We start from the raw sequence: 14909 nt of genomic DNA on the forward strand, positions 1-14909 counted from the left end.
TATAGGAAATCAACTTTCGTGTTAATCTATAATGACTAGACTTTCGGGGGGACAATAATGACAAAGGAAGATAAGGATTTTATTTTAGTCTATGGAGATGCTTTTATTGACTATATTGCTGATGATGTAACGAATTCATCTTTTACTAAATATATGGGTGGCGCAACGGTCAATGTCGCAGCGGGTATTAGCAGAATCGGTGCTCCATCTGCACTGATTACAATTACTGGTGATGACGAAGGTTCGCAATTTGTTCGAGATGGTCTTGCACAAGAAGGTGTAAACCTTGATTTCGCGGTATTTAATCCTGCAAAACGTGTAAGTGGCGTTTACGTGCATTTAACAGAAGAATGTGAGCGAATTTTTAAAGATTATGTCGATGAAACACCCGATTTACAAGTTGAGGCAGCGCAATTAAATGAAGCTGCTTTTAAACATGCATCTGCATTGATTGTGTGCTCAGGTACAATGTTTCACCCAACTGCCCTAGCAACTACTAGTGCGGCTGTTGAAATGGCAAAAGAAAAAGGTGCTATTATCGCAATGGATGCCAATATTCGCCCATTACGTTGGAGCAGTGAAGAAATTTGTCGTGAAACGATTACTTCTTTCTTTGACAATGTAGATATTTTAAAAGTAACGGATGATGAATTATTTTTCTTAACAGAGACGACTACGTTAGAAGAAGGTATTGCGCAGTTAAATAGTTATTTAGTGCCCATCATTTTAGTAACAGTAGGTGAAGAGGGTACGTATGCCGCATTAAACGGCGAAGTTATACATGTTCCGACAGAAAAGGTTGTCCCAGTTGATACGACTGGTGCAGGCGATGCTTTTATGGCTGGCGTATTGCGCGATGTACATTACAATGGCTTACCAACAACGGAAGAAGAGCTAGTTCGTTGTGTTAGCTTTGGCAATCGTTTAGGCGCTATGGCAGCGACAAAGGCAGGAGCATTGACGGCGCTACCTTATTATGAAGATATCAAACATTTATTAGAGAAATAACTGCCGAAGCAAGTGAATGTCTATATAAATATTAACGAAAAGATGTGCTGATTATAGTACATCTTTTTTCTTTTTAGAAAGTAATTAAATTGACACAGCTAAAACTATCTCAATAGATTATTGTGTAACATTGCTCTCGGTCAAGTAGCTTAAAAATGATAATGTAAGTATTTTTCTTTAATATAGCCGATAGCTTTGTTCATTAGCGTAGTGGCTCGAGTTGAAAGGATGTTTTATTGCTTTTCGCATACTGCTACCAAAATACAAAAAAATTATTCAAGTACAAGACCAATGAGTGATCTTTTTGAAAAAAATCTTTTGTTAGAATTATATTTTAATAAAATATATTAAAAAACTGCTATTTTAATGGGTTCTGTCAATCCTTTTTACTAGACTAAAGCTATTTCAACATTTTATTATTTAATTATTCTAAAAGTTTTGAGGAGGGGTGGAGTAATAGTAGGTAGTACCTGAATTTCGGAAAATTGCTGATTCGCAGAAAAATTTAAAGAAAGGAAGGATCTATTTGAAATGAAGAAAAAAGAAGAAACAAAGAAGAAAAAGAAGAAAGCACTTATTATTGCTGTTTCTGCCGCCGTAGCTGCTGCCGCAACACCAGCAATAGTAAATCAAATTGATAGCAATGACTTAACAGACGCAAACTATGGTTCAGTTGACACCGCTCGAGCTGAATTACCACAAGTAAAATCAGAAGCGGGTAGAGCGAAATCCTCAACAGCCCCGCCAACCCCGGCAACAATTGAATCAACAACGGTAGCAAATGGAATGATGGATGGATTAACAGGTGAATCAGCATCGATAGTAGATGAAGCAACAACACCGGTAGTACCGGCAACGGGCCGAACAGCACTGGCGACAGGTAGAACAACAGGAGGATTAACATCAGCAATAGCTAGAGCAACCCCGGCAATGGGAGGAGTAGCACCGGTATCAGGTGGGGCTATACAAGTGGTAGAAGGATCAACAGGTGAATCAACAGGTGGATCGACATCGATGACAGAGGAATCAATACCAGTGACAAGTGGAACAATATCGGCAATAGGTGGAATAGCACCGGTATCAGGTAGGGCAACACAAGTGGTAGAAGGACCAACAAGTAGAACAACAGAAGAATCAGCATCAGCAAAGGAATCAGCAAAAGGTGGAGCAACAGCGCAGACACCAGAATCAACAACGGTGGCAGATGGATCAACAAGTGGAACAACACCAGCAATGGGTGAAACAGTACCAGTAGCAGGCGGGGCAACACAAGTGGTGGATGGATCAACAGGTGGATCGTCATCGATGGCAGAGGAATCAATACCAGTGACAAGTGGAAAAACACCGGCCATGGGGGGAATAGCACCGGTATCAGGTGGGGCAACACAAGTGGTGGAAGGACCAACAAGTAGAACAACAGAAGAATCAGCATCAGCAAAGGAATCAGCAAAGGGTGGTGCAACAGCGCCGACACCAGAATCAACAACGGTGGCAGATGGATCAACAGGTGAATCAACATCGATGGTAGAGGAATCAACAAGTGGAGTAACAGAAGAATTGACATCGGCGGCAGGTGGAACAACAGCACCAGTAACAGAATCAAAGACGGTGGCAGATGGATTGATAAGTGGTACGATAGAAGATTCAGCATCGACAACAAATAAATCACCAACAGAACCAGAATTGGGTGGAACAACAGCATTGACAACCGATGAAGCAACAACGGTGGCAGAAGAATCGACATTGGCGGGAGGTGGAACAGTCCCGGCAACTGAGGGATCAGCAACGGTGGCAGAAGAATCGACAATTGGAATAACAGAAGAAACAACAGCGATGACAACACCAACAGAACTAGAATCAAGTGAAACAACAGCACAGGCAGGAGATGAGTCAACATCGGCTGAAAATAGAACAGCACCAGTGGCAAGTGGAACAACAGGTGAATCGACATTGGACGCAGGTGAAACAACAGCAAATGGATCGATAGATGAGTCGGCATCGCCAGCAGGTGAATCAACATCAATGGTAGATGATATAACGCCGGTAACAGGTAAGTCAACAGTGGTGACTGAAGGTTTCACAAGTGGTTCAACATCGATAGTATCCGAAGAAGTAACATCGCCAGCAAGTGGAACAGCACCGGTAACTGAGGAATCAGCATCAGTAGTAGAAGAATCAGCAGATAAAACAACATCGATGACAGAAGAATCAATAGGTGTATCGGCTCCGACAGTATCTGAAGAAGTAGCTCCGACAACAGATGAATTAACACCGGTGGCAGAAGGTTCAACACAGGTAGCAAGTGGTTCAACTGATGGAGACACAGGTGGACAAGCACCAACAACAAGTGAGTCAACACAATTGGCGGATCAATCGACAGATGGAGCAACGGGTAAATCAGCATCGGAGGCAAGCGAAACAGTACCGTCAACCGGTGGAACAACGATGTCAACAGATGAATTAGCATCAGCACCAGAACCAGGTGGAACAACAGCACCGACAACAGAAGAATCAACACTGGTGGAAGGTGGAACAATCCCGGCAACTGAAGGATCAGCATCAATGGCAGAAGAATCAACAAGTGGAACATCGGACGAATCAACATCGACAGTTAGTGAAACAACAGATACATCAGCACCAGTGGCAAATGGATCAACAGATGGACTAGTATTGGCAACAAATAACTCCCCAATAGAACCAGAATTGGGTGGAACAACAGCATCAACGGGAGAAGAATCAGCCGGTGGAGAGACAGAAGAATCAACATCAGCAACAGAGGAATCAACATTGGCGGCAGGTGAAATAACAGCAGAAGGATCGATAGATGAGTCGGCATCGCCAGCAGGTGGAACAGCACCGACAATAGAAGAATCAACATCGGTGGTAGAAGAATCAGTAGAGGTAGTTAAAAAAGAGAAGAGCCAGCCTAAATTTGTTCGAAGACCTTACGGAAGGAATATAATAGGTTTTTTGGAATTTGGTACACACATTAGAATGAATTTAGATGGCAGAATAGTCCGTAACAGTAATTTATGGAAAAACAGAATAATTCGACTGGCTTTTCCGGAAAACCTAGCTACATTTTATACTAGAAATGCACCGTCTAAATTTGCTGTGAGACACATAGGACCATATAATGTCTATGATATAACAGATACTGATAAAAGTGAAACTGCTCATCATATGTTAGAATCACGCGGAACTGTCACAATTGATAGTGTTAGAAGAATTTTCCCTGCTACTTTAAACTACCACACGGTCACATATTATGATAAGAGTATTGATGGAGAGAAGAAAAAGTTATTCAAATCAATTGTTCCTAGAGGTTCAAAGGTTCAAAAATCGTTTACCCCAATCATTAATGATGACAGGGAATTTATTGAATGGGTGGATGACCAAGGGCAAACTTTTGATTTTGACAAACCAATTAATAGAAAAACAGAAGTTTTCGCAAAATGGAAAACGAATGAACCAGCATCTGTGGCAGACGAAACAATACCAATGATTGATAATGAAGTAACTTTACACGATCGAGAGTAGCCGCTCGTGTTACTAATCGAGGTACAACTTATTAATTCACTATCGGTGGAAGGTTAGATTACCTTAATCTTTACAGTTACCACACATTAAATACAAAATTCTATTGCAGTCCAACTGGTGTAGTTTCATAACGTAAATCAAAAATATATTTCGTTATGAGACATCTAACTATCATAAGGAGTAGGATAGAATGGAGTCCAAAAAAACGTACAAATTGTTCACGATTGTTTTTGCCTTGGCTTGTATTCTCTTGATTTTCTTTATTACAAAAAATGGTGCAGCACCAGTAGCTGTCTTAAGTCAACAAGAAAAAGAAGAATTATATCAACAATATTTAGAAATTTTAGAGGAAGTTAAAGCTACAGTTACATGGGGAGATGGTCTAGAGGGTATTGAAGTTGCGCCAATTGATAGTTTCGAAGAAGAAGATTGGGTTACTCCAGAAGTCTTTAAACAACGAGCAATTGACAGAGTACAAGCTAGCGTTGTTGACGAAGAAGATTGGTTTTCTCTAGAAGCATTGAAACTACGAGTAATAGATATGATGGAAAAAATAGGTTTTTCCTAGAAGTCTTGAAACAACGAGCGATTGAGGCGGAACCTGTGTATAATAAGCGATTGGACATTTATTAGAGAAATATCAGCTTGGAGTGTGGATATGATGGAAAAAAACTATGATGTGTTAGTGAAGGATCGATTATTTTTTGGTGGTGCACAAGATGCAGACGCTGCTTTTTCAAATGAGCAGGTAGATGTTGTGATTGATGTTCGAGTAAATGGATTAACTGAACAACAACAGCAAGCCGCACATTATGACTACCACCATATCCCTATCGCTGATGAAGAAACGGAAGTAGCGCCGTCTATCGACCTGGTCGCGAAAAAGATTGTCTCTGCTTATGAATCTGGACAAAAGGTTTATTTCCACTGTGGAAGTGGCGGTGGACGAGCAGGTGTAGCTGCAACGGCTGTGTTAATGGAACTTGGCTTAGCGAATTCCTTAGAGGAAGCGGAATCTGCTGTGAAAAAGGCGCGTTCCCAAGTAACGATACGCCCAAATATGGCGACTGCTTTAAAGCAGTTGTATGACAAGTGAATTTCAAAAGATTACTGGTACGAAACAAATGAATAAGTATAAACTTAGCCACCATGTTTAAATGGTGGTTTTTTTATCTGGAGACGCGACAATCTTAAATGAAATATATAGGGGAAATTTTCAATGGAATAAAAATGCTGCAAAATAGATAAAATTGTTCTATACATATTAGAACAAAATTGTTATAGTTGTATTAGAACAAAAGATGAGGTGGTTTATATGATGGAGGAATTAGCAAAAATCCCTTGGGCTGTTATAGCGCCACTAATCGGGGTACAAATTATACTAATGATTGTTGCACTCATTGACCTTCGTAAGATTCATGCAACGAATGGGCCAAAAATTTTATGGGTATTTATTATATTGTTTATTAATCTATTAGGACCAGTTGCATATTTTATCGCCGGGAGAAAACAATCATGACTACATTACTGCAAGTAACGGGTTTGACGAAGCGTTTTGGTGATAAAACGGTAGTGGATGCCATTGACTTTTCATTAGATGAACATACTTCCACAGCATTAATCGGCCCAAATGGGGCAGGGAAGACAACAACTTTATCGATGTTAACAGGCTTATTAAAGCCCTCTTTAGGTAGTATAAAAATGTCGTATGGAGATATTCGTGCAAATATTGGTTTTTTGCCGCAGTATCCGCAATTTCAACCTTGGTTAAGTGCGCTGGAGTTTACAGAAATGGCAGCAAAATTAAGTGGTGTACCTGCTAAAAAAGCAAAGCAAGAGGCACAAAAAACATTAGAATTTGTAGGACTAGGCAATGATTTGCATAAAAAAATCGCAACGTTTTCAGGTGGTATGAAGCAACGATTAGGTATTTCCCAGGCAATTGTGCATAAGCCTAAATTACTTCTGTTAGATGAGCCAGTATCTGCTTTAGACCCAGTTGGTCGAAGAGAAGTTCTTGATTTACTAAAAGGTTTACAGCAAGAGACGACGATTTTGTATTCAACGCATATTTTGAATGATGCTGAAGAAATGACAGACCAGTTATTATTTTTACGTCATGGCAAGCTTGTGGAGCAGGGAACATTACAAGAAGTGCGCCAACGCTTTGATGAACCAAGTTATGGTGTGGAATTTAGCACGCAGGAAGAGGCACAGCGTTTTGCCAGTCAATCGCCATTTACATGTACAGTGAATGGCTGCTATGTGAACGTAGCAATTGAAAACGAGCAACCTAGCATGCAGCAATTACTCGAACGCCTTACGGCTTATCCTTATGCAGTACGGAACGTAGCACGTCAAACGGCGTCGCTTGAGGAAATTTTCATGAAGGTGGCGAAACGAACATGAATGGATTAAATGTACTGCTTCAAAAGGAATTTCGTGAAGCGTGGCGTAGTAGGAAGTTTTTATGGATTCCGCTCGTTTTCGCACTTATAGGGATGAGTGAACCACTGACTAACTTTTATATGATGGATATTTTAGAGGCTGTTGGTAATATGCCTGAAGGTTTCGAAATGCTGATGCCAGAATTAGTTCCTGCTGATCTATTGTTAGCTACGATAAGTCAATTTCAATTAATTGGGTTACTTGTACTGATGGCTTCGTTTGTAGGCTCTATTAGCAAGGAACGTTCAAGCGGTCTGGCTACATTATTGTATGTACGTCCTATTTCATTTGGCGCGTTTTTTATAAGTAAGTTTTTAGTGATAAGTACAGTGGGCTTTGTAAGTATCGTAGCTGGATTTACGGCAAGTGTCTATTATACGGTCGTGTTGTACGGCAAATTCGAAATAGGAACTCTATTAGCCAGTGTCAGTACGTATTTCATCTGGTTATTATTTGTCATAGCCTTAACACTTATGATGAGTGCAATGTTTAACACGGTAGTGGCTACAACATGCGCATTTATAGTTATTTTTGTAGGTCAAATACTTGATGGACTTGTAGGTACATTTTGGACAATATCACCTTGGAAGTTACCATCGTATGGTGTGCAGCTTATTCGTGGCACAATGGAAATGCCCCATTATTGGTGGAGCCTAGCTATTACAATAGTTCTTATAGTTATTTGTATAAGTATTGGCGTCTTTTCAATGAATAAAAATGCGGCCATGACAAAAATATAGTGCCTGACACCTAAACGATTCCGAATATTTAAAATTGTGTCAGTGCCTGTCACCCAAAATCCACTTTGATTCTTATGGCTTCTATAAGCCTGAAGAAAGCGAAGTGGATTTTTATATGTAACAGCAGAGTGCCAGGCACCGATAGTAGTACCCAAACTTCTTGGAATATCCATTACTTAGGAATATAATGGAGCTATAACTCCGGAGTTGTCTCATAACTTGAAGTATAAAATCTTGCTATGGAGTGGGTGATATAGTTGACTACACAAAATTCCGATCGTTTTCTGACGGCCTTTAATCGCATTGATCATCGGTTAAGGGATATTATTGGTGCAAAGGATTTTATGCCTTTTTACCGTCTCGTCGACCAGGCCAAGAAAAAGGATGTACTAGTACGTAAATATGAGGATGATTTGCGTTCTTATGCAGATTTACGTAATGCAATTGTCCATCATCGGACATCTATGGAATATGTAATTGCAGAACCGCACGAAGACGTAGTTGAGCGCATTGAATATATGGATGAAACGCTTGCAAGGCCAACGCTTGTCGGGCAAATGTTTCGAAAAAGGGTGCTTGTCTTTCAAGAAAGTGATTCATTAAAACATGTATTAAAAGTAATTCGCCAACGGAAATTTACCCAGTTTCCTGTCTATCATAAAGACCAATTTAAAGGTCTAGTAACAACGGTTGGTATTACCAACTGGCTTGCATCAGTAATGGGTGGCAATCATGTGCCGAAACATGTGCCAACATTGCATGATATATTATTGCACGAAAAAAATAGAGTGAATTATAAATTTGTCAGTAGATACATAACGATTTATGAGGCAGAGGAAATATTTAAGCAAGGAGTGGAACGTGGACGACGCTTTGAGGCACTGTTAATCACAGAACATGGCAAGATACATCAAAAACTAATTGGTATAATTACACCACTAGATATTATGCAAATACAATAAGCAAGACGAGACAAGCTGTTTAAGGGCTTGACCGTCTCGCTTTATCTTTTAGGCTAATGTATAAGGAGCCATTCGTTTGAACTTGTGCAAAATAGACATCTTCATAAGATTGGACATTTTGTTTTTTTAGCTTTTTCATAACCCAGTCTTCAGTTAACTCAAGCTCAACAATATTTTCTTTAATGAGCTGTCCATCTGAAATAACTTCTGTTGGTAAATAAGTTGGTGGCGTAACATCGGCTTTTATATCTTGTTTCGTGGAAGGTTGCTCTGCCGGCTTCAATAAGACGCTCAAATTTCCTGTTGTTTCTAAGAGGGCATATTGGACATCTTGAACAGAAAATACCGATTGTTCACGTAACATCATTGTTAATTCATCCATATGCAGACGATTTTTCTTTAGTCCAGATTCTAAAATAAGGCCATTTTGAATAAGAATGGTTGGTTTATCGTCTACCAGTACACGCGCTTTTTTAGATTTAATCGTGACAACCGTCATAAGATACGTTAAAACACTCCACCAAATTAATGCAATAAGTCCTTCTAAAAAAGGCGTCTCAGATTGGGCTGCAATTTCAGAAGCAATCGACCCAAATGTAATACCGGTTGTATAGTGGAAAAAGGTAAGCTGACCTAGCTGTTTTTTCCCTAATAATCGTGTAACAATGAGTAGTGCAAAAAAGGAAAGGGTTGCCCTAACTACCATTTCCAATACATTAGCATGGAAAAATTCATCTACAGTCATACAATTTCAACTCCTTAGAACTGCTATCGAAAAATAGCTTGTGCAAAAACAGGAATTGTATGCGACAATCATCTATAAATAAAATTTAGAACAATTAAGGAAGTGTGGTAGTAGCATGAATAAACAAATGACAAATTTGAATAACCCAGTTTTTCCGATAATGATTGCTATTGCCATTGCCCATCTGATTAATGACACAATGCAGTCTGTCATACCTGCAATGTTTCCAATATTGAAAAGTGAGCTCGGTTTGACCTTTACGCAAATCGGGCTTATTTCATTTGTATTGAACATGTTTGCCTCGGCTCTGCAACCTGTTGTCGGTTTTATCAGCGATAAAAAGCCAATGCCATATGCATTGCCAATTGGTATGATTAGCTCGTTTATTGGTATTGCCATTTTAGCTTTTACAACACAATATTGGGTAATTCTAATAGCTGTATTATTTTTAGGATTTGGTTCAGCAATATTCCATCCGGAAGGTTCACGTGTATCCTTTATGGCAGCAGGTTCAAAAAGAGGTCTTGCCCAATCGATTTATCAAGTTGGTGGGAACTCAGGACAAGCGCTTGCGCCATTAATTAGTGCTTATATTTTGGACATTTTTGGACAGCGTGGAGCAGCATTTGTTTTAATTGCAACCACTTTTGGGATATTCATTTTAAGCAAAATTGCAGGGTGGTATAAAAAGCAATTAGAGCAAGAACGTCTAGCCAAGAAAAAGCGTACATTGGTGTCATCCTTACCTCCATTGACTAAGAAGCAAGTCGGAGTTGCTTTAACATTATTGTTTACTATTATTTTTGCACGCTCATTTTATACAACGAATATCACAAGTTTTTATGTGTTTTATTTAATGGATCATTACGATGTGAGTTTGCGACTCGGTCAAATATTAATTTTTACTTTTATGGCTTTTGGTGTTGTCGGTACATTTTTTGGAGGATCGTTGTCAGACCGTATTGGGCGAAAAAATGTCATTTTACTTTCCGTTGTTGTACCAATGCCATTCTGTTTAGCATTACCGTATGTCCCACTTTGGGCAGCAACAATATTTTTAGTGATTATCGGTACATTAATTATGATTAGCTTCTCGGTCACAGTCGTGTATGCACAAGAGCTTGTCCCGACTAAAATCGGCACCATGGCAGGGTTAACGACTGGTTTTGCATTTGGTATGGGTGCAATTGGAGCGATTGTCATAGGCGTATTAATGGATCATAAAGGAATCGATTTTACGATGTTAATCGTGTCATTATTACCGTTATTATTACTAGTGGCATTTTTCTTACCGAAAGATAAACCAGCATCTGCTTTGTAAACGTAAAAAACACGCCTCCACTTTAGAGGCGTGTCAGCTAGATGCATAATAATTTTACAGCGTACTAATGTCGTAATGGGGTTGTAAACTCTGTTGGTAACTTTTCTATATCATTGACCAAGCCTTCAGTAATATGAACCTCATGCATTTTATCATTGTAAGTGAATTTAAATACCCCGTTGTCAAAGTCAGTGCCAATTTCTTTGAAGAAAATACCTTCAATAGAAACGTGCTGTGGGCAAGTAAACGCTACTTTAAAATGATCCTGTTCTTTAATTAAATAGGCACGTACACCTTTTTCGTATGTATCATACGCGTCATCTTCGGTAGGGCGTTGGACAGCTACGATGTGAAAATCTACAAATGGTACTTCTTTTAATAAAACATTTAGGAATGAGCCCTTGGTAATTTCCTCCCAACGGCTTTGTGCACTCTGACCTACGATAATTTGTGAAATACCGTAATTTTTTGCTACTTCAGCAATTACTTTCTGGATAGGACGTTTTTCATTATCTAATAAAATAAATTTTTCTACATCAAGTTCTTCGGAGAGGTCTTTCCACTGTTCAATGTAACCAGATTTCTCTGCATCAAATGCATCGAGAGGTTGTGAATCGACCGAAAGAATATAGAGTGGGCAATCAAGCATCATGGCCATTTTATGACCCCGACGAATTAAGCGTTCCCCATTCAGCCCATAATAGACACAAACTAAAATACTTTCGTCCAATCTCCCTTTAACATGCTTCATTAAAAATATACACCTCTTTATCCTATTGATATTTTGTTATTTGTACTGCAGATGATGAAAAAAATATCCTAAAACAGCTAAAAATAATGCTGTTACAGTGCATTATGCTTATTTATATTGTATACTTAAAAGTGAATAAAAGTTAATGACGATATACGGAAAAGGCTTAAGAAATTCAGCTTAAATCCAAGTTTTATGCTTATTTTATTTATGCAAGATGTGCATTTAAATAAATAGCTTCCATATGCCACATTATTATGCAGTGAGTTAAATGGATAGTCAAGTATTGATGCATCGAAACATTTATCGGGTACTTTAAGCATGATAAATCTTCTGAATACAATTCCTTTTTATACAGGTAAAAGAATTCTGATATACGTTAAACTTTTTGCTTAATCTACCCGCTTACGATGGGTAGTGATAGAAGTGCTTTGCATTGTTCAGTAGGCAACAAAACAAAGCATCGGCGAATGGCTTAGAAAATAGCTTAGGATCTAAGAATATGCGGTCCTAAGTAATTAAATCCAGGCGTAAATTCGCTGCACGAATTTGATTGTAGGAGGTTTTCATTTGGGTACAGTTCTCATTGCGATACTTTTACCATTTGTATGTGCCGCTCTTATCCCATTACTTTATAGGCGACTAAGGCGAATTGCACATTTAGGCTGGTTTGTTTTATCCGTTCCAATCATATTGTTTATTTTACTTGCACGGTACATTCCTCAAATTGCCGGGGGTAAAACATTTATTCATACATATGAGTGGATTCCCTCTTTTTCTATAAACTTCACGACATACCTCGATGGACTCAGCATTATTTTTAGTTTGCTGATTACAGGCGTAGGTAGTTTAGTTATTTTATATTCAATTTTTTATTTATCAACGAAAGAATCTCTTCATCATTTTTACTGCTACTTATTACTATTCATGGGCGCTATGCTCGGCGTCGTCATTTCAGATAATTTAATGGTGCTGTATACATTTTGGGAATTAACAAGTGTGTCATCATTTTTGTTAATTGCATTTTGGCATCATCGTAAAGCTTCACGTGCTGGTGCACGAAAAGCAATGACCATTACAGTATTTGGTGGTCTTTCTATGCTTGCAGGTTTTCTAATGCTGTATGTAGCATCGGGAACATTTAGCATCCGGGATATTGTCGCTAATGTAGAGATAATTCGTGAGCATTCATTGTTCATTCCTGCGCTGTTATTAATTTTAATAGGTGCCTTTACAAAATCCGCACAATTTCCTTTTCATATTTGGTTGCCAGATGCGATGGAAGCCCCAACCCCAGTTAGTGCCTACCTTCACTCAGCTACTATGGTAAAAGCAGGTATTTATTTAGTTGCGCGTTTCTCTCCAGTATTTGGAGGAGAGGCAATCTGGTTCTGGTTAGTCAGTGGTATAGGTCTAATAACGTTGTTCTGGGGTTCGTTCAACGCAGTACGTCAAACAGATTTAAAAGCCTTACTGGCATTTTCAACAGTTAGCCAACTTGGCTTAATAATGAGTTTATTTGGGCTTGGTTCTGTAGCACATTATTTTGGCTATGCGGAGAGTTCAATTATTTATACACAGGCAAGCTTTGCCGCGTTGTTCCACTTAATTAATCACTCCACGTTTAAAGGCGCGTTATTTATGATGGTCGGCATTGTCGATCATGAAGTGGGAACACGTGATATTCGGCGTCTCGGGGGTTTAATGGCCTTAATGCCGGTAACGTTCACAATCGCAGTAATTGGTGGCTTTTCAATGGCAGGATTACCACCGTTTAATGGCTTTTTAAGTAAGGAAATGTTTTTTGCGGCTGTCTTAGCCATTCGCCATGTTGATGTCTTTTCTATTGATAGTTGGGGGATATTGTTCCCGATTGTGGCATGGGTTGCAAGTATATTTACGTTTGTTTACTGCATGATTTTAATTAGTCATACGTTTTTTGGTAAATTACAGCCCGCTAAGCTAGATAAAAAACCTCATGAAGCACCGATTGGCATGCTTATTTCGCCAATCATACTGTGCTTACTAGTGGTGAGCATATTCTTCTTTCCGAATGTCCTTGGACATTATATTTTACAGCCTGCAATGGCAAGTATTTATCCAACTTATCCTTCCGCTAGTGATTTAACACCGCATATTTATGCATGGCATGGTGTTAATACAGAATTGTTAATGACTATTGGTGTTATTATTATTGGCATTATTTTATTTAAAACGATGAAAAGCTGGAAGCCAATATACCGTGTCTTTTCACCAAAATATACGTTTAATACCTACTATAATTATCTTATTGACTTTAGTGAAAAAGGGTCGAGGAAGGTTACAAATCGTTATATGTCAGGTAATTTAACGCACTATTTTGTCTATATTTATGTATTTTTCGTTGCACTTATCGCGGGATATTTTATATGGTCAGATGCACTTGCATTTGATTTTGCAAAGGATTCACCAGTAGATTCCTATGAGCTAATGCTGGTCTTTGTTATGATGTTTGCTGCCATATGGATGATTTTTGCAAAGGGTCGTATTACAGCAATGTTATTGAACGGTGTTCTTGGCTACTCCATTGCGTTTTTCTTCGTTATTTTCAGAGCACCTGATTTGGCACTTACACAATTAGTTGTTGAATCCGTGACAACCGCATTATTCCTATTATGCTTCAAATATTTGCCGGATTTAATGCCTGAAATATCTCGTTTGAGAGTGAAATGGTCGAATGCTGTTATCGCTATTTTTGTAGGAGCAACTGTGACATTAGTTGGTCTAGCTGTCGTGCATTATGATCGATTTGAAACGGTCGCGGAGTACTTTAATGATGCCTATGATTTAGCAGGGGGTTCAAATATTGTAAATACCATTTTAGGAGATTTCCGTGCATTTGATACGATGTTAGAGGTTGTCGTTCTTTTAATTGCTGGCTTAGGCGTCTATACGCTAACAAAGCTCAAGCCACGAAAAGAGGAGGCAGACCATGAAAATTAATGATGTTATTTTACGCACGATTACGAAGGCTGTCGTATTTATTATATTAACGCTTGGCGTTTATTTATTCTTTGCAGGACACCATGCGCCAGGTGGTGGCTTTATCGGTGGCCTTGTGTTGGCCTCGGCAATCGTACTGCTGTATTTAGCTTATGATATAGAAACGGTGCACAAAGGGATGCCGTTTGATTTTAAGAAGGTAGCAGCCTTGGGCGTATTACTAGCTACGGGAACTGCTATCGGTTCACTGTTCTTTGATGTGCCGTTTTTAACGCAAACGTATACGTATATCAACGTGCCGATTTTTGGGAAAATGGGCTTTTCGACTGTAACTATTTTCGAAGCCGGGGTGGCGTTAACGGTTGTAGGTGTTGTTGTAACCATTATTTTAAGTATAAGTGAGGATGAATAG

13 protein-coding genes are annotated in these 14909 nt (G+C 38.9%); 11 read left to right on the forward strand and 2 right to left on the reverse strand.

Features of this window, described 5'->3' with window-relative positions:
- Window positions 1-57: 57 nt before the first annotated feature.
- The 8 genes from ACIQXI_RS20205 (at window position 58) to ACIQXI_RS20240 (ending at window position 8698) form a co-directional block, all read left to right on the forward strand.
- Window positions 58-1008 carry a carbohydrate kinase family protein gene (locus ACIQXI_RS20205; protein ID WP_402928092.1) on the forward strand — a complete coding sequence of 317 codons (951 nt, stop codon included), beginning with the start codon at window positions 58-60 and terminating at the stop codon, window positions 1006-1008.
- 531 nt (window positions 1009-1539) lie between these two features.
- A complete protein-coding gene (locus tag ACIQXI_RS20210; RefSeq protein WP_402928094.1) occupies window positions 1540-4548 on the forward strand; it encodes a beta strand repeat-containing protein in 3009 nt (1002 codons plus the stop codon).
- Window positions 4549-4738: 190 nt separating this feature from the next.
- Window positions 4739-5116 (forward strand): hypothetical protein, encoded by a 378-nt coding sequence (locus tag ACIQXI_RS20215; protein ID WP_402928095.1) that lies wholly within the window; start codon window positions 4739-4741, stop codon window positions 5114-5116.
- A 90-nt stretch (window positions 5117-5206) separates the two neighbouring features.
- Window positions 5207-5644, forward strand: a complete 438-nt coding sequence (locus tag ACIQXI_RS20220; protein ID WP_402928097.1) for a protein-tyrosine phosphatase family protein — start codon at window positions 5207-5209, stop codon at window positions 5642-5644.
- 219 nt (window positions 5645-5863) lie between these two features.
- Entirely contained in the window at window positions 5864-6067 is a 204-nt protein-coding gene (locus ACIQXI_RS20225) for a PLDc N-terminal domain-containing protein (protein ID WP_402928099.1), read from the forward strand.
- Window positions 6064-6957 carry an ABC transporter ATP-binding protein gene (locus ACIQXI_RS20230; RefSeq protein ID WP_402928100.1) on the forward strand — a complete coding sequence of 298 codons (894 nt, stop codon included), beginning with the start codon at window positions 6064-6066 and terminating at the stop codon, window positions 6955-6957. The genes ACIQXI_RS20225 and ACIQXI_RS20230 overlap by 4 nt, the downstream gene beginning before the upstream one ends.
- The gene (locus tag ACIQXI_RS20235) at window positions 6954-7736 is read left to right on the forward strand and encodes an ABC transporter permease (RefSeq protein ID WP_402928102.1); all 783 of its coding nucleotides are present in this window, start codon (window positions 6954-6956) and stop codon (window positions 7734-7736) included. The genes ACIQXI_RS20230 and ACIQXI_RS20235 overlap by 4 nt, the downstream gene beginning before the upstream one ends.
- 257 nt (window positions 7737-7993) lie before the next feature.
- A complete protein-coding gene (locus ACIQXI_RS20240; RefSeq protein ID WP_402928103.1) occupies window positions 7994-8698 on the forward strand; it encodes a CBS domain-containing protein in 705 nt (234 codons plus the stop codon).
- 19 nt (window positions 8699-8717) lie between these two features.
- Here the strand turns inward: ACIQXI_RS20240 and ACIQXI_RS20245 are convergent, their stop codons facing one another.
- On the reverse strand, window positions 8718-9443 hold the full coding sequence (locus ACIQXI_RS20245) for a DUF421 domain-containing protein (RefSeq protein WP_402928104.1): 726 nt from the start codon (window positions 9441-9443) through the stop codon (window positions 8718-8720).
- A gap of 115 nt (window positions 9444-9558) precedes the next feature.
- On the opposite strand from ACIQXI_RS20245, the gene ACIQXI_RS20250 reads away from it, so the two are divergent.
- Window positions 9559-10764 (forward strand): MFS transporter, encoded by a 1206-nt coding sequence (locus ACIQXI_RS20250; RefSeq protein WP_402928105.1) that lies wholly within the window; start codon window positions 9559-9561, stop codon window positions 10762-10764.
- A 64-nt stretch (window positions 10765-10828) separates the two neighbouring features.
- Here ACIQXI_RS20250 and ACIQXI_RS20255 read toward each other — a convergent pair whose 3' ends face one another.
- On the reverse strand, window positions 10829-11515 hold the full coding sequence (locus ACIQXI_RS20255) for a histidine kinase (protein ID WP_402928107.1): 687 nt from the start codon (window positions 11513-11515) through the stop codon (window positions 10829-10831).
- A 570-nt stretch (window positions 11516-12085) separates the two neighbouring features.
- On the opposite strand from ACIQXI_RS20255, the gene ACIQXI_RS20260 reads away from it, so the two are divergent.
- Window positions 12086-14497, forward strand: coding sequence for a Na+/H+ antiporter subunit A (locus ACIQXI_RS20260; RefSeq protein ID WP_402928108.1), 2412 nt, complete (start codon window positions 12086-12088; stop codon window positions 14495-14497).
- Window positions 14487-14909 (forward strand): Na(+)/H(+) antiporter subunit B, encoded by a 423-nt coding sequence (locus ACIQXI_RS20265; protein WP_402928110.1) that lies wholly within the window; start codon window positions 14487-14489, stop codon window positions 14907-14909. Before ACIQXI_RS20260 ends, ACIQXI_RS20265 begins: the two co-directional genes overlap by 11 nt.

The organism is Lysinibacillus sp. NPDC097195 (assembly GCF_044762075.1).
In the GTDB taxonomy this organism is placed as follows: Bacteria; Bacillota; Bacilli; order Bacillales_A; family Planococcaceae; genus Lysinibacillus.